This is a genomic window from Azonexus hydrophilus, from assembly GCF_905120355.1.
Classification (GTDB): Bacteria; Pseudomonadota; Gammaproteobacteria; order Burkholderiales; family Rhodocyclaceae; genus Azonexus.
On the sequence record NZ_CAJHOB010000004.1, the window covers coordinates 56,052 to 79,976 of the forward strand.

The window sequence follows — 23,925 nt, forward strand, 5'->3', positions numbered from 1 at the left end:
TCCGGGGCAGGGGCTTCAGCGGCGGGTCACGGTGACCCAGCCTTCAGGGCAAGCCTGGGTGTTTGGGTAATACTGACCGGAAGAACGGCAGTAGAACCAGTTACCGTCCGGGAGTGAGCTTTGATAGACGACAACAGGTTCGCGTTGCTGGTTGTAATAGAGGGCGCTGCCAAGGGCCAGGCCGCCGATGGTCAGAACGGCCGCTGGCCCGATCCAGTCACGCCGCTCATGGCGGTGGTGGTTGTGATGCTGACGCGGCGGCGGAGCGTAGTGGCGGTGATGTCGCGGTGGGGGCTGGAAATGCCGGCCCGGACCGCGTTCAAAGCCGGGGTGATGGCCGCGTTCATGCCCCGGGCCGGCGGTGGCCTGGGTAGCCAGGCCGAGGCCAAGGAGGGCGGCGGTACAGAGGGAAATGGTGCGTTTCATGGCGTGCCTCGCGGATGTGCAGGTTATGCGTCGATTGATTCCGGCACAGCTTAATCAATCTGCAAATTTCACGTCGCAACCAGATGTTAATAAATGTGTAAGCACCAAGAGCGCGGCGACGTGCGACAATAGCCCGCATGTATCTACATGCCAGTCAGCATTTTTCTTCGGTAGTTCCGGGGCGCGCACAAATGAAAAAAGGCCTTGCCGGAGCAAGACCTTTCATCAAATTCGTTGGTGCCCAGGAGAAGACTCGAACTTCCACGCCTTGCAGCGCTAGTACCTGAAACTAGTGCGTCTACCAATTCCGCCACCTGGGCACAGGTGCGAAGAGCCGCCATTATAGAGAAAGCCGTTTCCATGTCAAGAAAAAAACTATCGAAAATTCGTCGCGCCGATCCATTCCTTGAGCGCGAACTCGCCCGCTATGAATTCCCCCTGCCTTCGCGCGAGTACGTCATCCAGTTGCTGGGCGATGAGGGGCGGCCGCTCGGCTTTGAACAGCTCGTCAGTGCGCTCGACATCAGCAAGGACGAGCGGGATGTCTTCCTGCGCCGGCTTGGTGCCATGGAGCGCGAGGGCCAGATCCTGCGTAACCGCAAGGGCGATTACATCCTGCCTGAAAAAGCCAGTCTGATCGCCGGCAAGGTGCAAGGGCATCCGGATGGCTATGGTTTCCTGCTGCCGGATGATGGCAGTGCCGACCTGTTCCTCGATCAGCGGCAGATGGGCAAGGTCATGCACGGTGACCGTGTGCTGGCGCGCGTCATCGGCGTTGATCGACGGGGACGCCCGGAAGGCAATATCGTCGAGGTCACCGAGCGCGCCAATACGCGGGTGATCGGCCGGGTGTTCGTCGAGCACGGGGTGGTGGTCGTGGTGCCGGAGAACCGCCGCCTGTCGCACGACATCCTGGTGCCGGCGGACAAGAAGAGCAAGCTGAAGCCGCAATCCGGGCAGGTGGTGATGGTGGAAATCATCGAGCAGCCGAGCAAGTACTCGCAGCCGATCGGGCGCATCGTCGAAGTGCTGGGCAATTATGCCGATCCGGGAATGGAAATCGAGATTGCTCTGCGCAAGCACGATCTGCCCTTCGAGTTTTCGCCCGGAGCGCGCGAAGAAAATAAGAAAATGCCCGACAAGGTACGTAAATCGGATCTGGCCGGGCGTGAGGATCTGCGCCAGTTGCCGCTGGTGACGATTGACGGCGAAACGGCGCGTGATTTTGACGACGCGGTGTTCTGCGCGAAGCAGGGACGTGGTTGGCGATTGGTGGTGGCGATTGCCGATGTGTCGCATTACGTGCAACCCGGTATGGCCCTCGATAGGGAGGCGGCTCTGCGCGGCAATTCGGTTTATTTCCCGCGCCGGGTGATTCCGATGTTGCCGGAAAAACTGTCCAATGGGATTTGTTCGCTCAATCCGGAAGTGGATCGTCTGGCCATGGTCTGTGACATGACGATCAATGCCAGCGGCAAGATCGGCAAATACCGGTTTTACCCGGCCGTGTTCCGCTCGCATGCCCGCCTGACTTATACCCAGGTGTGGGGTTGGCTGAGCGGCGAGCTGGCGCCGACAACGGCTGCCGAGCAGGCTGTGCAGCCGCATGTTGCGCAGTTGTACACGCTGTATCAGGTGTTGCACAAAGCACGCGGACAGCGTGGCGCGATCGATTTTGAAACGACAGAAACGATGATGCTGTTCAACGATCAGGGCAAGATCGACAACATCGTGCCGGTTGTGCGCAATGACGCCCACCGCATCATTGAGGAGTGCATGCTGGCAGCCAACGTCTGCGCCTCCGATTTTCTTGCAAGTCACGACCAGCCTTGCCTCTACCGTGTGCATGAGGGGCCGAATGAGGAAAAGTTGCGCAATCTGCGCAGTTTCCTTGGCGAATTCGGGTTGGGTTTGAATGGTGGTGACGATCCGAAAGCCAGGGATTACGCCGAGCTGCTGGAGAAGATCAAGCCACGGCCGGATTTTCAGCTGCTGCAGACGGTGATGCTGCGTTCCCTGCGTCAGGCCATGTACAGCCCGGACAACGTTGGCCACTTCGGCCTGGCCTATGAGCACTACACCCACTTCACCTCGCCGATCCGCCGTTATCCCGATCTGCTCGTGCATCGGGCGATCAAGGCGGTGCTGGCGGGCGGAAAATATACGCCGGAGCAGGCCTGGGACGATATTGGCCTGCAGTGTTCAGCGACCGAACGGCGCGCCGACGAGGCAACGCGCGATGTTGAAAACTGGCTGAAAACCTATTACATGCAGGACCGTATCGGCGAAGTGTTCGACGGCACGATTTCGTCGGTTACTCCCTTTGGTATCTTCGTGGCGCTTGATGCCGTGTATATCGAAGGTCTGGTCCATGTCTCCGAGCTTGGCCAGGATTACTTCCAGTTCGACAATGTCCGCCACCAGATGCTGGGCGAGCGTACCGGCGAACGTTTCCGGCTCGGCGACCGAGTGCGGGTCAAACTGGTGCGGGCTGATCTGGAAAGCAACAAGATCGATTTCGCGTTGGTGCGCGAGGGCGGTAAAGCGGTAACGCGGGGGACAACGCCGGCACCGCGCGCCAGGACTGCGGGTGGCGCCGAGGCTGCTGCGCCGGTCAGCGCAGGGAAAGCTGCTAAGCCGGCGGCTGCAAAGAAACGTGTAGCCAAACCGGTTGCCAAGACGGCTGGCAAAGCGGCTGATAAAGCGGCGCCTGAGGCGGCAGGTAAAAAGGCCTCCGGCAAAAAAGTGGCTGCCAGGCGTGCCGGCGCCACTGCCAAGAACCGTAGCCGGACGAGGAAGGGCTGATGGCCTGGGTTAGTTTGCTGGCTAAAGTGCCATGGACTGAAGTGCTGAAAAACGCGCCTGCGGTGGCTGAGGCTGCACGCAAATTCTGGAACAAAACCCGCACGCCGGCGTCCACGGATGCGGCAGATCTGCCTGAGGATGCGGATGCGCCCACTGCGGTACATGCCCTGCAGCAGCAGGTCACGGCCTTGCAGGTGGAGATGCGCACGGCGGGTGAGGTGATGCAATCGTTGGCGGAGCAGAATGCACAACTCATTGCGCGGGTGGAAAAAACCCGCCGCCGCCTGCTCTTGCTGGCGCTGGGTAATCTTGCCCTGGCCATCGTAGTTGTTGTTTTGTGGCTGCGGTAAACGATGAATCTGGAACATGAGGAAAAGACGATGACAACAAAAGCCTATGCTGCAATCGCGGCGGACAGTCCGCTGGCACCTTTCAGCCTGACGCGCCGGTCGCTGGCGGCAGATGACGTGCACATCGACATTCTGTACTGCGGGGTGTGCCATTCCGATCTGCATACCGCGCGCAACGAATGGCGCAATACGCTTTATCCCTGCGTGCCCGGGCATGAAATTGTTGGCCGGGTGCGGGCAGTGGGCGCTGCGGTTCAGGATTTCAAGGTGGGTGATCTGGTGGGGGTGGGCTGCATGGTCGATAGTTGCGGCCATTGCCCCGCTTGTGCCGAGGGTGAGGAGCAATACTGCGCCGAAACCTTCACCGGCACCTACAATGGCCCGTCCCGTCCGGATGGCGGCAATACCTTCGGCGGCTATTCCCAGGATATCGTGGTCAAGGCGGGCTTCGTCCTGCATGTCCGCCATCCGGAGGCGCAGCTGGCGGCAGTCGCGCCCCTGCTGTGCGCTGGTATCACCACCTATTCACCGCTTCGCCACTGGCAGGTCGGCCCGGGGAGCAAGGTCGGCATTGTCGGTCTCGGTGGCCTGGGGCACATGGGCGTCAAGATTGCCCGCGCCATGGGCGCAACGGTGACCTTGTTCACCACTTCGCCCGGCAAGGCTGCCGACGGATTACGTCTGGGGGCGCACGCGGTCTGCCTGTCGACGGACCGTGAGCAGATGAAGGCGCACGTCGGCAGCCTTGATTTCATCCTCAATACGGTCGCCGCGCCGCATAAACTCGATGCTTACCTGCGCCTGCTTAAACGCGATGGCACTATGACGTTGGTCGGTCTGCCGGCGGAGCCGCATCCGACCTGGTCTATCGGCACCTTGATCACGGGGCGCCGGCAGCTTGCGGGTTCCCTCATCGGCGGCATTCGTGAAACCCAGGAAATGCTCGATTTCTGCGCCCAGCACGGGATTGTTTCCGATATCGAAACGATCCGCATGGATGAGATCAATACTGCCTACGAGCGCATGTTGAAGAGCGATGTCAAATACCGTTTCGTGATCGATATGGCAACGCTGTGAACGCTTAGGCGACTTCCCGCCGGAGTATCAGGCGGGCAATCAGGCCGCCGCCGGGATTGGGCAATAATTCGAGGCGGCCGTCGTGCAGGCGGGCGATGCGTTCGACGATGGCCAGGCCGAGGCCTGTGCCGGTGACGTCGGTGCGGGCGGTGTTCAGACGGGTGAAGGGGCGTTTCAGGCGCTCCTGCTCGCTTTCTGGAATGCCTGGGCCGCGGTCAGTGATGGTGATATGGATTTCATTGCCGTGGTGTACAGCCTCCAGGCTGCTCGCGCCACCGCCGTATTTCCAGGCGTTGTCGAGCAGATTCACCACCGCACGGTTGATGGCTTTGGGCCGCAGCAGCACCGCTTCCAGGCCTGGGGCCAGGCTCAGGGCGAACGTGCGGCCAATCGCGTGCTGGCGTTCGTGCAGGGTACTTAGCAAGGCAGCAAGGTCGGTACGGCTGGGCGGTTCGCCCGATTCGGTGCGGGCGTAATCCATGAATTGCGAGATCACGGCTTCCATCTGCTCAATATCGGCGCTCATCCCCTGTTGTGCCGCGGTGTCGCTGACGCTCATTTCGATTTCCAGGCGCAGCCGGGTGAGCGGGGTGCGCAGATCGTGCGAGATGCCGGCCAGGACTTCGGAGCGGTCTTTTTCGTGCCGCGCCAGATCGTGCGCCATGGTGTTGAATGCCGTGGCCAGGGCGCGTATTTCTTCTGTGCCTTCTTCCGGTAGTGGCGTCGGCGTCTGACCGCGGCCAAGGGCTTGCGCCGAACGGGCAAAGGCTTTCAGCGGGCGGCTGATGCGTGAGGCGATCAACCAGGCAACGACCAGCGCCAGTCCGACGGCCAGAACCACCCAGCTCAGCCAGCGGGCGGCAAAGTTGCGGCTGGCCCGCTCGCGCGGCAACACCAGCCAGTATTCGTCGGCATCGCGGGGGTTGAGGCGGAAGCTGACCCAGAAGCCGGGTTCGCCATTGACCTCGGCAGCGATGCGTGTCTGTTCGCCCAGGCGTGTCATGAGATTTTCCCGCAGCAGCTGGTGAAAGCGCGATTCCGGCATGGGCAGGATGACGTCGTTTTCTTCGGCCGGCAGCAGACGGATGCCTTCAGTGGAGGAAAATTCAGCCAGTAATTGCGGTCGTTTCCGCGGTGAAGCGGCAAAAATCGAGGCGCGGATCAGGTTGACGGCAGAACTTGCCGTGGTGGCTGCTTCCCGCGCCCGTGGTTCGACGTCGATGTGGCTGAACAAGGCCAGCCAGCCGGCAGTGCTGGTCAGCACCAGCAGCGCCAGCAACAGAAAGGTGCGGGCCAGCAGCGAACGCGGCATCAGTTTTCCCGGCGGGCACCGTCCGGCACGAAGACGTAGCCAAAGCCCCAGACGGTCTGCAGGTAGCGGGGTTGTGCCGGGTCGGCTTCGATCAGCTTGCGCAACCGCGACATCTGCACGTCGATGGCCCGGTCGAATGGCCCTTGCTCGCGGCCCCGGGCCAAGGTCATCAGCTTGTCGCGCGACAATGGTTGGCCGGGATGCTGCAGCAGCACCTTGAGAACGGCAAATTCGCCGGTGGTGAGGGAGAGCACTTCGTCGCCGCGCTTGAGGGTGCGGGCGGCGTAATCAACCTCGATGTGGCCGAAACGGGTGATTTCCGGCAGGTCTTCCGGGGCGCCCGGTGGCAGGCTGCTCTGCCGGCGTAGCACGGCATTGATGCGGGCCAGCAGTTCACGCGGATTGAACGGTTTGGGCAGGTAGTCGTCAGCGCCCATTTCCAGCCCGAGGATGCGGTCGATCTCGTCCCCCTTGGCGGTGAGCATGACGATGGGCGTACGGTCGCCCTGGCCGCGCAGGCGGCGGCAGATGGACAGACCGTCCTCGCCGGGCAGCATCAGATCGAGCACGATCAGATGGTAGTGTTCGCGGTTGCGGACCTTGTCCATTTGTGCCGCATCGGCAACGGCGCGGACGGTGAAACCTTGTTCGCCGAGATAGCGAGTGAGCAGATCGCGCAGGCGGGCGTCGTCATCGACGATGAGGATGTGCTGGTGTGTGTTCTCGTTCATGCGGCAAGGATAACCCCACGCTATCGGGGCTGTGCGACAAATGGTAACAAGGCGTCTCGGCTGTGCCGGTACGAAACAAAGCATTACAACTGTCACACTGCGGGTACGCGCTGTGCCGTTTCAGTCACTGGCAAAGACGTTAAAATGCCTCGCCATGAGGTATCGCATCTTTTCCTTCCCCTGTGCCCTGTTGCTGCTCGTTCTGGCCGGCAGCGTGCACGCTGACGGGCGCTGGCGCGATTTGCCGCCGGAAGAGCGGCAGGAGTTGCGCGAACAGATGCGCGAACAGTGGCAGAACAGGCGTGAGCGCGCGCTGGAGCGCCCCTACCGTGGGCACGGCGAGGCCCTGCCGCCGGAAGAGCGGCAGCGTCTGCGCGATGAAATGCGCCAGCAGCAGCGGCTGTATCCGGAGCGAGAGCGGCGGCATCGGCGCGACTGACGGGCGCGGCGGCCAGGTACGGATCGGCGCTAGACAGCCGGTGGCGGCTGCGAATCCGGTAAAATGGCGGGCATGCGGATTCTGGCCCTCGAAACTTCGACTGAACACGGCAGCTGCGCCCTCTGGTGCGCCGGTGAGGTGTTGCAGCGTGCCTGCCCTGCGGGGCAGGCGCATTCTGAAACCTTGTTGCCGTTGCTGGCAGAATTGCTGGCAGAAGGGCAGCTGAGCCTGCCACAGATCGACGCCATTGCCTTTGGCTGTGGTCCTGGAGCCTTCACCGGCCTGCGCGTCGCCTGCGGTGTGGCGCAGGGGCTGGCGGTGGCGGCGGACCTGCCACTGCTGCCGGTGGTCAGTCTGGAAGCCATGGCAGCGGCCAGCGGCGCAGAAAGCGTCCTGAGTCTGCTCGATGCCCGCATGCACGAAGTGTATTGCGCGCACTACCGGCGCGTTGCCGCGGATGACTATCAACTGATTGGTGATATTCATGTGCTGCCGCCGCAGGCAGTTGGTTTGCCGGCCGGTACGGGGGCTGCCTGTGGTAACGCCTTGCGGGCCTATCCCGAATTGCAGCAGCGCATTGCGCAACAGGGCTGGGCCATGCAGCCGGATATCCTGCCGGAGGCCCGCTGGCTGGCCCATCTGGCCGCGCCGCGTCTGCGCGCCGGGGCGGGTATTGATGCCGCTGACGCGGCGCCGCTCTACGTTCGCGACAAAGTGGCGAAAACGGTGGCCGAGCGCCTGCGTGAAGGCGGCAAGGCATGAAGGCCGTATTGCCCCATTCGCTTGAGTTTTATCCCATGCAGGCGGCTGACCTCGATGCGGTCGCGCAGATCGAGGCCGGAATTCAGGCTTTCCCCTGGAGTCGTGGCAATTTCGCAGATTCCCTGCATGCCGGCTACAGTGCCTGGGTGGCGCGTTTGCCGGATCGGCTGATCGGGTTTTCGGTGGTCATGCAGGTGCTGGATGAGGCGCATATCCTGACCATCGGCATCAGCAGTTCATTGCAGGGACAGGGTTATGGTGCGCGCCTGCTGCAGCACGCCATGCACCAGGTCACGACGCATGGGGCGCGACGCCTGTTGCTCGAAGTGCGGCCCAGCAATGCCCGGGCCGTAGCGTTGTACCGTAATTTCGGTTTTCAGCAGATTGGTGTGCGCAAGGGCTACTACCCTGCGACCGAGGGGCGTGAGGATGGCCTGGTGTTTCAGAAAGAACTCGCATGACACTTAACCGGGAACAGATGCTGCTCGAAATGGGCATCCGCCCTCTGTGGACCCTGCGCGACGCCTTGCCAGTACCGGGTGAAGAGGCGTCCGCAACAGCCACGGCAGCAGAGGCAGCAGCCGTTGTGGCGGACTGTCCACCGGCCATGGTTGCGCCAGAAAAATCGGCGCCGCTACCGGCAGAGCTGGCCTGGGATGAACTGGGGCCCGCAATGCAGGCCTGTCGCGCCTGTGTGCTCGGCCAGCGGCGCCGGCAGGCCGTGCCGGGCGTCGGCGATGTCAGGGCGGAATGGCTGTTCATCGGCGAAGGGCCGGGGAGTGAGGAGGATGCGCAGGGCGAACCGTTTGTCGGTGCGGCCGGGCAATTGCTTGATGCCATGCTGGCGGCGCTCGATCTGACGCGGCAGAAGGCGGTGTATATCGCCAATGCGGTGAAATGCCGCCCACCCGATAACCGTACGCCGGAGCCGGCGGAGATCGAAGCCTGCCGTCCCTGGTTACAGCGGCAGGTTGCCTTGCTGCAACCGAAGGTGATCGTCCTGCTGGGCAAGACGGCCGCCCAATCCTTGCTGGGCAAGCAGGATAAACTGGCTGCCATGCGCGGGCAGGTATTTGAATATTCAGGGATTCCAGTGGTGGTGACCTACCATCCCGCCTACCTGCTGCGCAACCTGCCGGACAAAGCCAAGGCCTGGGAGGATTTATTGCGGGCCCGCCGCGCCTGGCGTGCAAAAACGGGCTGAATTGAGGCGGTTTCCCCGCACTTGAAGGTTTTGCAGTGTTTGATCGACTGACCGGACTCAGCGCATTCTTTCCTTGATCGCCCGTTGCGCCTCGCGTTTGCCTTCCTTTTCCAGCTGGTCAGCCCGCTTGTCGTGCTGTTTTTTGCCCTTGGCCAGGCCGATTTCCAGTTTGATCCGTCCGCGCAGGAAATGCAGGTCGATCGGCACCAGGGCATAACCGGCGCGCTCCACCTTGCCGATCAGCCGGCTGATTTCGCGCTCATGCAACAGCAGCTTGCGGGTGCGGACCGGGTCGTGCGTGTTGTGGGTGGATGCGGAGGTCAAGGGGGAGATGTGCATGCCGATGAGGAACAGCTCGCCGCCCTTGATGATGACGTAGGATTCCTTGATGTTCATCCGCCCGGCGCGGATGGCCTTGACTTCCCAGCCTTCGAGGACGATGCCGGCCTCGTATTTTTCCTCGATGAAGTAATCGTGAAAGGCTTTTTTGTTGACGGTGATACTCATGCCGGCGCGCAGTTCCCTTAAAATGGCCGATTCTACAGGTTTACAAGGGTTTTCTGCGGCATGGCATCGGTTGAAAAAACGCTTCTCATCGAACACAGCGCGGCCCAGATGTTCGAGCTGGTCGATCGCTGTGAGGACTACCCGGCCTTCCTGCCCTGGTGCAGTCGGGGCGAACTGAAGCAGCGTGATGCACAGAAAACCGTCGCCACGCTGCACATCAACTACCACGCAGTGAAATCCAGCTTTACGACGGAAAACGACAAGACCTTTCCGACACTGATGATCATCCGTCTGCTCGATGGCCCCTTCCGCAAGCTGGAAGGTTCATGGGCCTTCAAGCCGCTGGGTGAAACGGCGTGCAAGATCGAATTTCGGCTGCGTTACGAATTTTCCAGCAAATTGTTCGAGAAGGTGATTGGCCCGGTTTTCAATCACATCGCCAACACCTTCGTGGACGCCTTCGTGCGCCGTGCTGCACAGGTGTATGGTCCGGCAGGGGGACAGTGAACATGCAGGTCGAAGTCTGCTATCTCGCTCCCGGAATTCAGGATTGCCGTACCCTGCAACTGCCGTCCGGCAGCACGCTCGAAGAGGCTGTGCACGCCTCGGGATTGCTGGCGCAGCATGCCGCAATCGACCTCAATCAGCACAAGGTCGGCATCTGGAACAAGGTGGTCAGCCTGCAGACTGTGCTGCGCGAACATGATCGCGTGGAAATCTACCGTCCGCTGACTGCCGATCCAAAGCTCGTCCGTCGGCAGCGGGTGGCAGCGGGGCGGACCATGGGGGGCGGGGCCTGAGTCCGCCGGGGCATTCCGGCTGCTCGTCTTTCACTGGCCAGCTGTGCGCAGGCTTTTTTTTGCGTAGATGTCGTAGCGGCTGGATTTGCCTTCCAGAGTATGGCTGGGTGGCGGGCCATCGATCAGCGGTGCCTTGCGTGGCCGCTTGACGACCACGCGGTGGCTGGCGAGCGCCAGGGCGGCGGCCAGCAACTCGGGGGCGTCGGTATCGTTGCCGACCAACGGGCGGACCAGGCGCATTTCCTTTTTGACCAGTGCGCTTTTGTCGCGGTGGGGAAACATCGGATCGAGGTAGATCACCTGCGGGACGGTTTCTGTCCACTGGCGCAGAAGTGAGCAGGCGTCGCCGTTCAGCAGACGCATGCGGGCCACGGTGGCGGCGGTGTCGGCATGTTCCGCGGCACGGCGCAGGCCGTCGGCGAGAAGTGCGGCGATGACGGGATGGCGTTCGATCAGGGTGAGCTGGCAGCCGAGTTGCGCCAGCACGAAGGCGTCGCCGCCCAGGCCGGCGGTGGCATCAAGAATGCTGGGCCGCATGCCGGGCTGGAGGCCGGCGGCACGGGCGATCATCTGGCCGCTGCCGCCGCCGAACTGACGCCGATGACCGGCAGCGCCGCCGATGAAGTCGACATGCAGCGGGCCGGGCGCGTCGGCGGCCAGTTCGCGCAAGTGCAGGCCGGCTGGCCCGAGCTCGAGAATGAAACCGCTGTTTTCCCCCGTCGCGGCGCTATCGACCACTGGCAGGCCGAGTTCGAGCGCCAGTGCACGGGCTGCTTCAGCATGGTCCGGGGTCAGGGCGACAACGCGTACCGTGGTGGCTGGGGTGGGTGTTTCGCTCACTTGCGAGGGGCTTTCACGGGCTTGCCTTTGCCGCCGCGATTGCCACGACACAGCGCCAATCGTTCGCCCTTGAGTTTCCCGGCGCTGCCGTCGATCACTGGTTCGATGGCGGTCAGTGCTTCCTTGCCCGGCTGGGCAGCAATCAGCTTCAGGCCGCGTCCCTTGGCGAGCGGACGGATTTCGGTGAGCGGAAAGACCAGAGCCCGGCCGTCCTGGGTGAAGACGGCAATTTCATCGGCACTGGGTGCGGGCTGGAAAACAGCGGGTTTTTCGCCGGCGTCGAGGCTGAGAAAAGCCTTGCCTGACTTGCCACGCGACAGCAGATCTTCGCCCTTGACCAGGAAACCATAACCGCCCTGACCGGCGACCAGATAGTGTTTGTCCGCGCTGACGGCCAGCGCCAGCAGCAGTTTGCCACCGTCCTGAAAATCGACCAGCGAGGTGGCCGGCACACCATCGCCCTTGCCGCCGGGGAGGTCGGCAGCCGGAATGGAATAGGCGCGGCCGTTGTCATCCAGCAGGACGAGGTGATCGATGGTGCGGCAGGGCAGGCAGGCGAGCAGGGCGTCACCGGAACGGAAGTTGAGTTGCGCCGGATCGACGTTGTGGCCGCTGCGCGAACGCAGCCAGCCGTGCCGGGAGACAATCAGTGTGGTCGGCTCGTCGGGAATGGAGACGTTCTTGGCATCCGACAGCGTGACGCGTTCGGCGGCTTCGATCAGGGTGCGGCGGTCGTCGCCATATTTGCTGGCGTCGGCTTCGATTTCGCTTGCGACACAGGCGCGTAGAGCCGCTTCGGAAGCAAGCAGGGTGTTCAGGCCGGCGGCTTCTTCGCGCAGACGGGCCAGTTCTTCGCCGATCTTGAGGCCTTCGAGGCGGGCCAGCTGGCGCAGCCGGATTTCCAGGATGTCCTCGGCCTGGATTTCAGTCAGCTTGAAATGCGCCATCAGATCGGCCTTGGGCTCGTCGGATTCGCGGATGACGCGGATGACGCGATCGATGTCGAGCAGGATGGCCTGCCGGCCTTCGAGGATGTGGATGCGTTTTTCTGCTGCTGTCAGGCGGTGGCGGGTGCGCCGTTCGACCGTTTGCAGGCGGAAGCGGCACCATTCGGAGAGCATGTCGTACAGCGTGCCCTGGCGGGGAGCCCCCGTGAGGCCGAGCAGGGTCAGGTTGATCGGGGCATTGGTTTCCAGGCTGGTATGGGCGAGCAGCAGGCGGATCAGGTCCTGCTGGTCCTGGCGTGAGCTGGCCGGTTCGATCACCAGGCGGACGGCGTGCGCCTTGCCCGATTCATCGCGTACACCGCTTTCGGAAATGGCGGCCAGGAAGGCGGCCTTCAGATTCAGCTGTTCCGGCGTGAATACTTTTTTGCCGGCTTTTTCCTTGGCCAGCGGATTCGAGCAGGCTTCGATTTCCGACATCACCGTGGCGGCCGATACGCCGGGGGGTAATTCAGTGATGGCCAGCCGCCACTGGCCACGCGCCAGGGCTTCGATCTTCCAGCGCGCCCGCACGCGCAGGCTGCCCCGTCCGGTTTTGTAAGTGCTGGCGATGTCTTCCGGGCTGGAAATGATCTGTGCGCCGCCCGGGTAATCCGGCCCGGGCACCTGGCGCAGGATCTCATCCTCAGGCGTCAGGGGATCGCGGATCAGGGCAACGGCCGCAGCAGCAATTTCGCGCAGATTGTGCGCCGGAATCTCGGTGGCCATGCCAACCGCGATGCCGGAGGCGCCGTTGAGCAGGCAGAAGGGCAGGCGGGCGGGGAGCAGGCAGGGTTCGTCGTTGACGCCGTCGTAATTGGGCTTCCACTCCACTGTGCCTTCGTCGAGTTCGCTGAGCAGCAGTTCGGCGATGGGCGTCAGCCGCGCTTCGGTGTAGCGCATGGCGGCGGCGTTGTCGCCATCGCGCGAGCCGAAGTTGCCCTGGCCATCGACCACCGGGTAGCGCAGGCTCCAGTCCTGCGCCATGCGGACCATGGCGTCGTACACCGAGGAGTCGCCGTGCGGGTGGTATTTACCGATGACATCGCCGACCACGCGTGCCGATTTCACATGCTTGGGGCTTTTGTACAGGCCCATCCGGTGCATGGCGTACAGGATGCGCCGCTGTACCGGTTTCTGTCCGTCGGCATTGGCCGGCAGGGCACGCCCGGTGACCACACTCATGGCGTATTCAAGATAACGGCGGGCGGCGTAATCGGCTGGCGACGGGATGTCTGCAGCCGCCGCCAGCGCCGCAGGCGGCAGGGGAGGGGCTGGCGGCTGCGGTGTATCCGTCGGTGCGGACAAGAAGAGGTCGGGCTGATTGCTCATGGATCGGGTGAGGTGATTCGGGCGGGGGCGATGTTAACCGATTTGTACGCGGGTCTGCGCGCAGCTGTGTGCGTGAATTTACCGGCCGGCGGGCATGAGGGGGATCGTGAAAAGTGGGGGGCAGCCGGGTTTTTATGTCCCCAATGGGAGAAATTTCAGGTTCTCTGTTTTTACATTACTTCACCGAAGCGTAAATCGTTCCTCCGTATATTCAGACTGAATTTCTAATTCCAATACCTTTTTGTCGGTGTGAATACTTATGTTTCATATTTGTCTGGTTGACCAAAATCTGCATCCCGAGCACCAACTAGCGCAGCAGATATCTGCTGCAGGCTATGACGTCGAGTGTTTTGCCGATATCAAGCACCTCTATCTCCACCTGCTGCAGGGCCGCTGCGATGCGGTGCTGATCAACGCGTCGCAGCTGGCGCGGGAAGATGCCGGCGCCATCCCGGCGCTGCGACGTTCCAGCCGACCGCTGGGCATCATTACGCTGGTCGAGCCAGACTGCCTCGACCAGCGTCTGCAGTGCTATGCCTGGGGCAGTGATGTCTGTGTTGAGCAACCTGCGCCGGCAAGTGAGGTGTTGTGCATCCTGCCCAATCTGATCGAACGCATCTATGTTGCGGGGCAAGGTATGCGGGAAGAAAACACGGCCTGGCGCATCCATAACGATGGCTGGTCGCTTGTCGGCCCGTGCGGCAATGTGTTCCAGCTGACCGCCAAGGAGCGGCTGTTCATGCTGCGTGTGATGCGTTCACCGGACGAGGTCGTGTCACGCGACGAGATGGTTGAAGCCTTGAATGAAGACGCCTACGACTACGATCAGCAGAGCATGGACACCATGCTGTCACGCCTGCGCCGCAAGCTCGACAAGGCAGGTGTGTCCCTGCCACTACGCACCGTGCGCGGGCAGGGCTACATGTTTTTGACGCATTCGCAACGTTCTCGCGAGCGTTGACCCCGGGTTTTGTAAAGAAGCGTGAGGGGTGGAGTACTGGTAAACCCCTACGAAAGTAAGAAAGTGTCAGTTTGTGAATTTCACTTACTGGAATGTCTCTCTTATAAAAGAAAAGTTCTGAAATTTTCACAATAGCCTCCTTTTTGAAAGATCTGGCCATGCAGAAGAAAAACCGCACCTCTTTCCGCTCCTCCAGCCGCGCCCTCGCACTTGAACCGCGCCTGCTGTTCGACGGTGCCGGCGCCGTTGCAGCGGTAGATCACTTCGACACGGCCGGTGAGCATCAAGCCGAAACCCAGCCGCAGGCAGCCCAGCCGGCGGCGGATGCGCGCCCGAGCGAGGTGGCGGAAAAACCGGCGGCCAGCCTGCCGCTGCTTGACCTCGCCGCCAATGCCAGTGACTACCAGCTTCTGCTCGGCGATGCCGCCAGCCTGGCGCAGCAAAAGCTGGTCGAATGGGTGGGCAGCGACGCCTTCCGCGCCCAGGCCGCCAAAATCTTCAGTGCCGACGCCGGCAGCGCCGAATGGGAGGCCCAGCTCGATGCCCTGCGCAACGACGTCCTCAACGGCAGCTACAGCATCCGCGTCGAAACGCGCAGCAATGCCGAACTGCAGGGCTTGTACGCCGCCTACAGCGCCACGGGAAGCACCGGGCAGCCGACGATCTACCTCAATGCCGGCTACCTTGCCGGCGCCAATGCCGAACAGGTGCAGCAATTGCTGATCGAGGAAATCGGCCACGACATCGACCAGCGCCTGAACGGCGGTCTGGACAGCGAGGGCGACGAAGGTCATGCCTTTGCCGCCCTGCTCACCACCGGCAACGCCGATCTCGCCGCCAACCAGATTCGTGGCGATCATCACACCCTGGCGATCGATGGCGTGCCGCTCGCAGTGGAAAGCGCCAGCCCCTACAACATCGCCCAGGTGCATTTCGTGCCCATGCCGGAAGACCAGATCTGGTCGGGCATCCAGAATATTTACAGCAGCAGCAGCGACAACAAGATCGAAAGCATCATCGCCATTACCGCCACCAGCAACGACACCTATGTGGTGTATGACCACTGGGAAGACGGTTACGAGGCCGACATCAAGAATCCGCAGTCCGCCACGACCAGAATCTGGTATTACAACAATGGCGTCTGGACGGACGTCAAGACAGGGGTGACGCTCACCGATGGCCAGACGGTCAATGGCGTCACCGCCCAGGGCCAGTCCCTCATCCTGCGCAACCAGGTGAACAAAAACTCGCTTGCAACCGTCGATTTCGATGGCCGCGACAAGATCGGTTCCACCAAGGCCATTTCCGTTACCCGTGCCGGTTGGGATACCAAGATCGGCACCATCGTCGGCGGTGCGGTGAACGTGATCGACGTCGGCAATGCCGGCAAGGAATTCGTCATTCCCGTCGGCTCGGATACCACGGAAGCACCCAAGATCAGCGGTAACTCGATCTTCCAGAAAAACTCCCTCTACATCATGGCCTACGAGGACAACACGACAGTCACCGTCGATCTGGGCGGCGGCAAGTCCATCACTCGTACTTTGCAGCAAGGGCAGAGTCTTTACATCAAGGGTCTGGTCACCGGCGGCACCTTCAAGGCTGGTACCGGGCTGAACGATGCCGAAGCCGTCATCAACGACGGCACCACGGTGACTGCCAACAAAGCCATTGGCGTCAATATGCTCTCCGGCAGCAACACCTCGCAAAACCGCTGGTACAGCATCGCGCCGACCGAAAGCTGGGGCAACAGCTACTACGCCCCGGTGGCGACCGTCGGCGGGGCCACCTCCCATATCTACCTCTACAACAACAACAGCGATGCCATTACGGTCAGTTATGAGACGCGCGGTGCCGGCGGAACCGTCACGACCAACACGGTGACCATTGCCGCCAACTCGGCCAGGGTAGTGGCCATGCCCGCCTCGGCGGCGCATTTCTGGACAGCCGACGGCAAGAACTTCTACGCCGTCGCCACCGTCGACCCCACCACCAGCCGCGACTGGAGCTATTCGCTGGTGGCCGAACGCACCCTGACCGACCGTTTCGTCGTCGCCTGGGGGCCGGGTAACGGCAATACCGCGGATTCCAACGGCGTTATTTCCGGCAAGAACGGCAGCCCGGTGTGGGTTACGGCGGTGGATGACACTTGGCTCTACATCGACAGCGCCACCACCGAACTCAAGGACGCCCAGGGCAATACCGTCGCCAAGGATGCGAGCCTGTCGACGGGCTCGGTCAGCGTCTACAAGATCGACCGCCTGCAGTCCTACCGCCTGCGCGACACCTCGGACAACAACCAGACCGGCCTGGTCGTCTACACCCTGGACGGCACCCTGATCACTGCCGCCTGGGGTGAAGATGCCAGCGTGGCCGATACCGGCAGCCCCTATCTCGACATGGGCACCACGATCAGCCCCTACCCGGATTACGTGCTGGAAAAGAAGGCCGCCGAAATCGTCAACCATGGCCGTGAAAATGGCGTGATCGAGGCCGGTGACGAAGTCAGATATACCATCACCCTGACCAACCGCGCCGTCATCGAACTGCTCAACATCAAGATCACCGACACGATCGAACCCGCCGGCAGCGCCGAATACGTCCCCAACAGCCTGACGCTCACCTCCTTCGATGAAAACGGCAAGAAGGTCTGGGAAATCGTCAGCGATGGAAGCGGCGGCACCAAAACCTACTATCTGGCCGATGGCGTCACGGTCGACACCAGCAAGGGGAGCAACGGCGTTGACACCTTCACCGATTTCGATGGCAATGCCCTGGCGCTGGTGGCCGGCTACACCATCACCGATGCCATCGACCGCAACGGCAAAACCGGCCTGCAAATCGGCGGCTACATCCAGTTCACCTACAAGGTGACGATCAACGAGAGCATCGACAAAACCCTGGCCGACGCCAATTTCATCGTCAGCAACAGCGTCAAGCTGGAAGCCGATGGCGTGACCAAAGACAAGATCAGCAAAATCGACCTCCGCGGCACCATCACCGACGGTGAGGTTTTCTTCATCTCCGGTCCAGGCGGCACCCCGGTCAGCGGCTACGAACCCGGCAATGAAATATGGCTGCGTGTCGTGGATAACGACCAGAACAAGGATGCCGCCACGGCCCAGACCCTGACCGTCATCCTCACCAACGCCACCACCGGCGAGAAGGAAACCGTCACCCTCACCGAAACCGGCGTCAATACCGGCATCTTCGAAGGCAAGGTCAACACCGTCAGGGGCACCGGCAACGCCAGCGATTCCGATCACGACGGCAGCTTCAAGCTCAAGCGTGGCGATGAGATCAGGGTGGAATACACCGATCCGTTCAGTGGCAATCCCGCTGACCCCAGCAACGGTATCGACAACCCCACCAACCCCGGTATCAACGGCGATTACCAGAACGGCGGCATCAACAACAACGTCAAGACCGCCACCGTCGAAGACTCCGGTATCAGCGTCAACGACATCCTGGTGAACGAAGCCTCGCCGCACGGCGTCTTTACCGTGCAGGGCGTGCAAGGTCAGATCGTCTCGCTCGAATTGGTACCCGGCACCGCCGATAGCAATGTGGACTACACCAACAGCCTGGAGTATTACAACGGCACGAACTGGGTGGCTTACACCCCCGGCGACAAGGTGGCCATCACTAATGCCGACGGCACCCTGCTGGTGCGTAACCCCATCATCAATGATTCGGTCTTTGAAGGCGCGGAAACCTACCAGCTCAAGGTCACGCCCTACAAAACCGATGGCGTCACCCCCGGCAGTTCCACCACCGGCACCGCCACCATCCTCGACGACGGCACGGGCGATATTTACGACCCGACCGATGGCAGCAAAACGCCTTCCGACCCGGGCGATCCGGCCTACGTTCCCCACGACCACGACCGCTTCCCGCAGGTGGATAACCCGGTGGTGAACGAGGCGTCCGGTCATGTGGTCTTTACCGTCACCACTCAGCCGGGCGACAAGATTACCAAGCTGGATGTTGCCAATGGCACGGCTACGGGTGGCGCTACGGGGCATGGCACGACGGATGGCAGCGTCGATTACCTGATGGACGCTTTCGAGTACTCCACCGACGGTGGTTCGAGTTGGACCCCCTTCACGCCGGGAACTGCGCTGAACATTACCTCCCCGTCGGATGGCAAGGTGCTGGTACGCACCACCATCGTTAACGACAGCAGCTACGAGCAGAGCGAAACCTTCACCCTCACCGCCGAAACCATCACCGGCGGCAAGGCGACCGGCACGGCCACCATCAAGGATGACGGCACCGGCACCGGCGGCACGAATGACGACCGTGGCGCGGTGGATGTCAAGGTCAACAACCCGGTGGTGAACGAAGCCTCGGGCTACGTGGTGTTCGAGGTAAAAAACGAAAACAGCAGCAGTCCTGTGAATGTCGCGCTGGCCTTGAACAATGGCATGGGTAGCAGCGCCATTGGCTCGCCGAACGGCCCCAGCGGCGCGGTCGAACAAGGCAGCAAGGACTACAAGAACGACAGCTTCGAGTATTGGGATTCGAGTGACAATAGCTGGAAGGAGTACATCCCCGGTACGACCGCCGACGTCCCCATCGTCGCCAGCGGCACGCTCTACGTCCGCGTCGCCATCTACAACGACACCACCTACGAAGGCGCGGAAACCTTCGATCTGGTGGTCACGCCCCAGAGCGCCTCTGCCGTCACCGGCACCGCCACCATCCTCGACGACGGCACCGGTGATATTTTCGACCCGACCGATCCTTCCGATCCGGGCAAAACCGTCACGAACGATCCCGATGACGGCAACTACAAGCCCCGCGACGACGACCGCACCCCGGTGGTGAACAACCCCATCGTCAACGAAGGCTCGCCCTACATCGTCTTTGAAGTCACCACCACGCCCAAGGCGGTCATCGGCAGCCTGGTGCTCAACGACGGCACGGCCAAGGGCGGCACCACCAGCCCCACCGACGGCAGCGTCGATTACGGCAGCACCGCGCTGCAATATTCGACCGACGGTGGCGTGACCTGGGCGGATTACTCGGGTGGCAGCATTACCGCCCCGACCGACGGCAAGGTTCTGGTGCGCACCACCGTGGTTAACGACAACGACTACGAAGTCAGCGAGAACTTCCGCCTCACCGTCACCCTCAACGACATCAACACGAGCCTGCCTACGGGTAACAGCGCCACGGGCGTGGGCACCATTCTGGACGACGGGCGGGGCACGATCTGGGTGCCTGAGGATAAGGATCAGCCCAACGGCAAGCTCACTCCGATTACCCCGGAAACACCCTCCGGCAGTATTCCCGGCACAGTCGATCCGGCTGTGGTCAAGTTCGACGACGACCGCCCGGTCAGCGTCAACAGCCCGACGGTGAATGAAGGCTCCGGCTGGATCGTCTTTGAAGTCGGCGGCATCACCGGCACGCCGATCACCAGTCTGCTGCTGGGCGATGACGGTTCGCCAGGCGCGAAACAGGCTACTGCCGGGGCGGATTACGGCACCCAGTTGCAGTATTTCGATACATCAAGCGGCCAGTGGACGGACTGGATCGAAGGCACGACCACGACCGCGATTCCGGCTGGCGGCACCTTCCTGGTGCGCACGACCATCGTCAATGATGCTGAGTTTGAAAAGAGCGAAACCTTCACCCTGACCGCCAAAACCCAGGGCGGTAAGCAATCCACCGGCATTGGTACCATCAAGGACGACGGCACCGGCACGATCTGGATTCCTGAAAATTCCGGCAGTCCCGGTCAGCCCAAGAACCCTGGCGATCCGGCTGACCCAGGCACGGTCAATGACACGCTGATTCCCAAGGTGCCGACTGGCCCGGCAGTGCCCAACCTGAGCTTCGACGACGATCGCAGCATCCAGATCACCAACGGCGGCAAGCTCTCCGGCGGCAACGTCAATGAAGGCAGCGTCAAGGAAGACGCCAACCATGTGTTCTTCAATGTGAGCGACGTCGAACCGGGTGAACTGGTGAACCTCGGGCTGGCCAACGGCGATAGCCATTCCGCCACCACGGGCGGCTTCGTCATGGATTACTCCACCGACGGCGGCGCCACCTGGACGCGCTACACCTGGAACGGCAGTACCGGCAGCCGCCCCGTTGCTCCGGCAAACGGCGAGATTCTGGTGCGGGTGGATATCAGCAGCGAGGACGACGAGGTTTACACGGAAGGTAATGAAACCTTCAAATTGACGGCCCATTACGCCAGCAATGCCAGCAAGAGCGCCACCGGTGTCGGCACCATTGCCGACAAGAGCGCCGGTCCCCTCATTGCGGTGGATGACAAAAACGGGCCTGCCGATGGCGACATCACCGTCCATGAAGGCGGTCTGGTCGGCAAGGACCCGGCAAAACCCGGCAAGGCGACGGGCACCGTGACGATCACGTCGGATGAGCCGATTGACACGGTGGATATTGGCGACAACGACAGGTTCACTCTCACCGAACTGCAAACCTTCACCCCCGACCATCCTTCGCAACCCGTGGATACCAACAAGGGTTATGTCCGGGTGACCGGCTTCGAGGACCATGGGGATGGTACCTATACCCTGACTTACGAGTATGAACTGCATACGCCGCAGGTGCACGCTCCGGGCCCGGGCGAGCAGCAGGTGACCGACCAGATCGACATCACCGTGACTGATACCGACGGCGGCAACAACACTGGGTCAGTGATCGTGCGTATTCTCGACGACGAGCCGCTGGCGCGTAACGACGAAAACAACCTGCTCCAGGTGACCCCTTCGGTCAGCGGTAACGTGATGGACAACGACTATCACGGCGGCGATACCAGCCAGGTAACCGGCATCCAGGCGGGCAGCGGCACGGCGGACGTTTCGGGGAATGTGAATACGCGCATCAAGACCGAATACGGCTGGATTACCGTGCAGCCGGACGGCAGCTATGTGTATGAATTGGACCGCGCCGATCCGCGCGTCGCCACGCTGACCGACGGCTTCAAACTGCAGGATCACGTGACTTACACCATCACTGATGAAGATGGCGATACCAGTACCGCAGTGCTGACCATCACGATCAATCCGGAAGCTCCAGGGGCCGTGGTTGCTCCGCCGCCGACCGACTCCGTGCCGCCGTCGCCGCTGGATGGGCCGGCGGGTTCGCAGACGCCGATTTCCATTCTGAATGGGCCGGTGATTACCGATCCGAGCGTGTATTTCGCTAACGAGCGGCATGACAATGTCCAGCGCATGCCCTTGCCCTTCCACCCCATCGTCTATGTCAACCGCGAGGTGGCGAGCTCGCAGGCGCAGCGTGATCAGGACGATCCGCGTGGGTTCAGCGATCCGTCGGCAGCGGTGCCGGGTGAGCGTCCGCCGGTGTCGCTGGGCGCTGGCCTGGGCCAGGACCCCAATCTGTTCGTGAGCCATGCCATCCGTGATTCGCAAAGCGTGGCGAGCTTCCTGCGCAGCACGGTCGAAGGCCGCTACAGCCGCCTGGGCCTGGGTAGCGATGGTTATCTGGCGTCGCCCGGCCTGTTCAGTCAGCCGGCGACCGAGATTTCCGAACTGTTGAAAGAGCAGCGCAAGAAGCTGAAGAAGGCCGCAGGGGAAGCGTCTGCAGCGGTGGCCGAGAACGGGCAGGGCGATGCGCCGGCCACGCAGCCGCAGATTGCCAGAGCGGCAGGCCAGCCTGACAGGGCGGCGGCGCGGGCAAGCGGCGGTGTTGCCGCCCCCTCGTTCAACGAGCAGTTGCGCAGTGGCGCCGCTCGTTTGCCGATGGCAGCGCGCAAGGTGTGATGTTTGGAATTCAATAATTCAACAATGGATCGAGAGAAGACAATGCAAAGCAACTACATGAAGACCTGTTTCACCCGCCCGGCGCTGCTGGTGGCGGCCTGTTTCACTGTGGCCCTGAGCGGCTGTGGTTCGCTGGCGCCGGTACCGTTCGAGCAGCAGGAGATCAAGGCGCGGGTGACGCAGGATCGTGTTCAGATGTACGCCGAACAGGAACCGGTGACGGGGGCCATCACCTTCCACGAGGCGGCGGCGCGGGCCCTGAAATACAACCTCGATTACAAGCTCAAGCTGATGGAAAGCGCGCTGTCGCGCAGCCTGCATGACGTTTCGACCTATGAAATGCTGCCGCGCGTGGTGGCGGGGGCAGGTTATGCCTGGCGCAATAACGATTCGGGCGGCACCTCGGTCGGGATCGAGGATGGCCAGGTTTCCCTGCGGCCTTCCACCTCGCAGGAGCGTGAGCGGACCCTGTCCAACCTGACCTTTTCGTGGAGCGTGCTCGATTTCGGCGTCTCCTACTACCGTGCGCAGCAGAAGGCTGACCAGGTGCTGATGGCGGAAGAGCGTCGGCGCAAGGTGGCGCAGAACGTGTTGCAGGATGTGCGTAACAGTTACTGGCGCGCCCTCGGGGCGCAGCGTTTGATTGGTCGCGTCGATGCCCTGCTGGCACGGGTCAATACAGCGCTGGATCGGGCCCGGCAGGTCGAGAAGGATGGTCTGATGCCGCAGCCGCAGGTGCTGGCCTACCAGCGCGCCTTGCTCGATGCGGTGAATCTGCTCACCCTGCGTCGTCAGGATCTCGAACTGGCCCGGGCCGAGCTGTCCGCGCTGATGTCGATTCCGCCGGGGACGCGTTATACGCTGGCGGAAGAAAAGGAACTGGGTTTGCCGGCGGTGCCGGGCAATCTGGAGGATCTTGAGCAGATGGCTCTGGAAAAGCGTCCGGAAATCATGGAAGAGTGGTACCGCAAGCGCGTCACCGAGAATGACATCAAGGCGGCAAAACTCTTGCTGTGGCCGAATCTGAGCCTGGATGCGGGCCTGCAATACGATTCCAACAAATACAACTACAACAGCCACTGGTCGGATCTGGGTATGCGTCTGTCGTGGAACATCCTGAAGCTGGCGCAATACCCGGCGTTGAAGGCTGCGCACGAGCATCAGAACAAGACCGATGACATGCGCCGGATGGCCTTGTCGATGGCGGTGCTGACGCAGATTCGTGTGGGCGTGCAGCGTTACAGCCTGGCATTGTCGGAATTGAAGTTTGCCGAAGAAAGCCTGCGCGTTGACCAGCGCTTGCACAACTTCGCCAGTGCCAGCGCCAGCAGCCAGGCCGATTCCGAGCTTGAACTGATCCGTGCCGAAGCGCGCGCCCTGCTGGCTGAATACCAGCGCTATGCCTCCTACGGCAATGCGCAGGCGGCCTGGGGACGGGTGTACAACTCGGTGGGTCTGGATGTGCTGCCGGAAACCATCGACAGCAATGACGTGAAAACCCTGGCGGGCGCCATGGCAAGCACCATGCAGGAATGGCAGAGCCTGGTGTTCAAGAGCGCTGCGAAATAAGCGGGCTGTGCTTTTGAGCGTGGGCGGTGTTCGCGGACTCCGCCCACGTTGTTTCAGGCCGTGG

The 23,925-nt window shown here is 61.9% G+C and carries 18 protein-coding genes and 1 tRNA gene; 12 read left to right on the forward strand and 7 right to left on the reverse strand.

Going from position 1 to position 23,925, the window contains the following annotated elements; all coding sequences use genetic code 11:
* Positions 1-15: 15 nt before the first annotated feature.
* On the reverse strand, positions 16-426 hold the full coding sequence (locus tag JYJ39_RS04090; protein WP_205202264.1) for a hypothetical protein: 411 nt from the start codon (positions 424-426) through the stop codon (positions 16-18).
* Positions 427-661: 235 nt separating this feature from the next.
* Positions 662-746 (reverse strand) — tRNA-Leu (locus JYJ39_RS04095).
* A 40-nt stretch (positions 747-786) separates the two neighbouring features.
* Here JYJ39_RS04095 and rnr point away from each other — a divergent pair.
* From rnr to JYJ39_RS04110, 3 genes are read left to right on the forward strand one after another with little or no spacing between them, the layout of a single operon-like run.
* Positions 787-3,231, forward strand: a complete 2,445-nt coding sequence (rnr, locus tag JYJ39_RS04100; RefSeq protein WP_205202265.1) for a ribonuclease R — start codon at positions 787-789, stop codon at positions 3,229-3,231.
* Positions 3,231-3,581 carry a hypothetical protein gene (locus JYJ39_RS04105; RefSeq protein ID WP_205202266.1) on the forward strand — a complete coding sequence of 117 codons (351 nt, stop codon included), beginning with the start codon at positions 3,231-3,233 and terminating at the stop codon, positions 3,579-3,581. The genes rnr and JYJ39_RS04105 overlap by 1 nt, the downstream gene beginning before the upstream one ends.
* Positions 3,582-3,611: 30 nt before the next feature.
* Positions 3,612-4,658: an NAD(P)-dependent alcohol dehydrogenase gene (locus JYJ39_RS04110; protein ID WP_205202267.1), complete on the forward strand. Its 1,047-nt coding sequence runs from the start codon at positions 3,612-3,614 to the stop codon at positions 4,656-4,658.
* Between the two features lie 4 nt (positions 4,659-4,662).
* Here JYJ39_RS04110 and JYJ39_RS04115 read toward each other — a convergent pair whose 3' ends face one another.
* Both JYJ39_RS04115 and ompR read right to left on the reverse strand, forming a co-directional pair.
* On the reverse strand, positions 4,663-5,970 hold the full coding sequence (locus tag JYJ39_RS04115; protein WP_205202268.1) for an ATP-binding protein: 1,308 nt from the start codon (positions 5,968-5,970) through the stop codon (positions 4,663-4,665).
* Positions 5,970-6,701, reverse strand: a complete 732-nt coding sequence (gene ompR / locus JYJ39_RS04120; protein ID WP_205202275.1) for a two-component system response regulator OmpR — start codon at positions 6,699-6,701, stop codon at positions 5,970-5,972. Before ompR ends, JYJ39_RS04115 begins: the two co-directional genes overlap by 1 nt.
* Positions 6,702-6,855: 154 nt before the next feature.
* Between ompR and JYJ39_RS04125 the strand changes: the two genes are divergently transcribed.
* From JYJ39_RS04125 to JYJ39_RS04140, 4 genes are all read left to right on the forward strand, one after another.
* Complete coding sequence (locus JYJ39_RS04125) at positions 6,856-7,140, forward strand: hypothetical protein (protein ID WP_205202277.1); 285 nt, start codon at positions 6,856-6,858, stop codon at positions 7,138-7,140.
* Positions 7,141-7,212: 72 nt separating this feature from the next.
* Positions 7,213-7,902, forward strand: a complete 690-nt coding sequence (tsaB, locus tag JYJ39_RS04130; RefSeq protein WP_205202279.1) for a tRNA (adenosine(37)-N6)-threonylcarbamoyltransferase complex dimerization subunit type 1 TsaB — start codon at positions 7,213-7,215, stop codon at positions 7,900-7,902.
* A complete protein-coding gene (gene rimI, locus JYJ39_RS04135) occupies positions 7,899-8,363 on the forward strand; it encodes a ribosomal protein S18-alanine N-acetyltransferase (protein WP_240189533.1) in 465 nt (154 codons plus the stop codon). The genes tsaB and rimI overlap by 4 nt, the downstream gene beginning before the upstream one ends.
* A complete protein-coding gene (locus JYJ39_RS04140; protein ID WP_205202281.1) occupies positions 8,360-9,106 on the forward strand; it encodes a uracil-DNA glycosylase in 747 nt (248 codons plus the stop codon). The genes rimI and JYJ39_RS04140 overlap by 4 nt, the downstream gene beginning before the upstream one ends.
* 57 nt (positions 9,107-9,163) lie before the next feature.
* On the opposite strand, the gene smpB is transcribed toward JYJ39_RS04140, so the two are convergent.
* Positions 9,164-9,613 carry an SsrA-binding protein SmpB gene (gene smpB / locus JYJ39_RS04145; protein WP_205202290.1) on the reverse strand — a complete coding sequence of 150 codons (450 nt, stop codon included), beginning with the start codon at positions 9,611-9,613 and terminating at the stop codon, positions 9,164-9,166.
* Between the two features lie 60 nt (positions 9,614-9,673).
* Here smpB and JYJ39_RS04150 point away from each other — a divergent pair, with 60 nt between their 5' ends.
* Both JYJ39_RS04150 and JYJ39_RS04155 read left to right on the forward strand, forming a co-directional pair.
* The gene (locus JYJ39_RS04150; RefSeq protein ID WP_205202291.1) at positions 9,674-10,120 is read left to right on the forward strand and encodes a type II toxin-antitoxin system RatA family toxin; all 447 of its coding nucleotides are present in this window, start codon (positions 9,674-9,676) and stop codon (positions 10,118-10,120) included.
* Between the two features lie 2 nt (positions 10,121-10,122).
* Positions 10,123-10,413, forward strand: a complete 291-nt coding sequence (locus tag JYJ39_RS04155) for an RnfH family protein (RefSeq protein ID WP_205202292.1) — start codon at positions 10,123-10,125, stop codon at positions 10,411-10,413.
* Positions 10,414-10,443: 30 nt separating this feature from the next.
* On the opposite strand, the gene JYJ39_RS04160 is transcribed toward JYJ39_RS04155, so the two are convergent.
* Positions 10,444-11,253, reverse strand: coding sequence for a class I SAM-dependent methyltransferase (locus JYJ39_RS04160; protein WP_240189534.1), 810 nt, complete (start codon positions 11,251-11,253; stop codon positions 10,444-10,446).
* The gene (gene parC, locus JYJ39_RS04165) at positions 11,250-13,568 is read right to left on the reverse strand and encodes a DNA topoisomerase IV subunit A (RefSeq protein WP_205202293.1); all 2,319 of its coding nucleotides are present in this window, start codon (positions 13,566-13,568) and stop codon (positions 11,250-11,252) included. Before parC ends, JYJ39_RS04160 begins: the two co-directional genes overlap by 4 nt.
* Positions 13,569-13,827: 259 nt before the next feature.
* Here parC and JYJ39_RS04170 point away from each other — a divergent pair, with 259 nt between their 5' ends.
* The 3 genes from JYJ39_RS04170 to JYJ39_RS04180 all read left to right on the forward strand — a co-directional run bounded on the left by JYJ39_RS04170 (position 13,828) and on the right by JYJ39_RS04180 (position 23,861).
* Entirely contained in the window at positions 13,828-14,529 is a 702-nt protein-coding gene (locus JYJ39_RS04170) for a winged helix-turn-helix domain-containing protein (RefSeq protein WP_205202294.1), read from the forward strand.
* A gap of 158 nt (positions 14,530-14,687) precedes the next feature.
* Positions 14,688-22,292, forward strand: coding sequence for a Calx-beta domain-containing protein (locus JYJ39_RS04175; RefSeq protein WP_205202295.1), 7,605 nt, complete (start codon positions 14,688-14,690; stop codon positions 22,290-22,292).
* 42 nt (positions 22,293-22,334) lie between these two features.
* Positions 22,335-23,861: a TolC family protein gene (locus tag JYJ39_RS04180; RefSeq protein ID WP_205202296.1), complete on the forward strand. Its 1,527-nt coding sequence runs from the start codon at positions 22,335-22,337 to the stop codon at positions 23,859-23,861.
* Positions 23,862-23,925: the final 64 nt, after the last annotated feature.

Coding starts and splice junctions, on each gene's coding strand:
- JYJ39_RS04090 (WP_205202264.1), bottom strand. CDS start 426: ATGAAACGCACCATTTCCCTCTGTACCGCCGCCCTCCTTGGCCTCGGC.
- rnr (WP_205202265.1), top strand. CDS start 787: ATGTCAAGAAAAAAACTATCGAAAATTCGTCGCGCCGATCCATTCCTT.
- JYJ39_RS04105 (WP_205202266.1), top strand. CDS start 3,231: ATGGCCTGGGTTAGTTTGCTGGCTAAAGTGCCATGGACTGAAGTGCTG.
- JYJ39_RS04110 (WP_205202267.1), top strand. CDS start 3,612: ATGACAACAAAAGCCTATGCTGCAATCGCGGCGGACAGTCCGCTGGCA.
- JYJ39_RS04115 (WP_205202268.1), bottom strand. CDS start 5,970: ATGCCGCGTTCGCTGCTGGCCCGCACCTTTCTGTTGCTGGCGCTGCTG.
- ompR (WP_205202275.1), bottom strand. CDS start 6,701: ATGAACGAGAACACACACCAGCACATCCTCATCGTCGATGACGACGCC.
- JYJ39_RS04125 (WP_205202277.1), top strand. CDS start 6,856: ATGAGGTATCGCATCTTTTCCTTCCCCTGTGCCCTGTTGCTGCTCGTT.
- tsaB (WP_205202279.1), top strand. CDS start 7,213: ATGCGGATTCTGGCCCTCGAAACTTCGACTGAACACGGCAGCTGCGCC.
- rimI (WP_240189533.1), top strand. CDS start 7,899: ATGAAGGCCGTATTGCCCCATTCGCTTGAGTTTTATCCCATGCAGGCG.
- JYJ39_RS04140 (WP_205202281.1), top strand. CDS start 8,360: ATGACACTTAACCGGGAACAGATGCTGCTCGAAATGGGCATCCGCCCT.
- smpB (WP_205202290.1), bottom strand. CDS start 9,613: ATGAGTATCACCGTCAACAAAAAAGCCTTTCACGATTACTTCATCGAG.
- JYJ39_RS04150 (WP_205202291.1), top strand. CDS start 9,674: ATGGCATCGGTTGAAAAAACGCTTCTCATCGAACACAGCGCGGCCCAG.
- JYJ39_RS04155 (WP_205202292.1), top strand. CDS start 10,123: ATGCAGGTCGAAGTCTGCTATCTCGCTCCCGGAATTCAGGATTGCCGT.
- parC (WP_205202293.1), bottom strand. CDS start 13,568: ATGAGCAATCAGCCCGACCTCTTCTTGTCCGCACCGACGGATACACCG.
- JYJ39_RS04170 (WP_205202294.1), top strand. CDS start 13,828: ATGTTTCATATTTGTCTGGTTGACCAAAATCTGCATCCCGAGCACCAA.
- JYJ39_RS04175 (WP_205202295.1), top strand. CDS start 14,688: ATGCAGAAGAAAAACCGCACCTCTTTCCGCTCCTCCAGCCGCGCCCTC.
- JYJ39_RS04180 (WP_205202296.1), top strand. CDS start 22,335: ATGCAAAGCAACTACATGAAGACCTGTTTCACCCGCCCGGCGCTGCTG.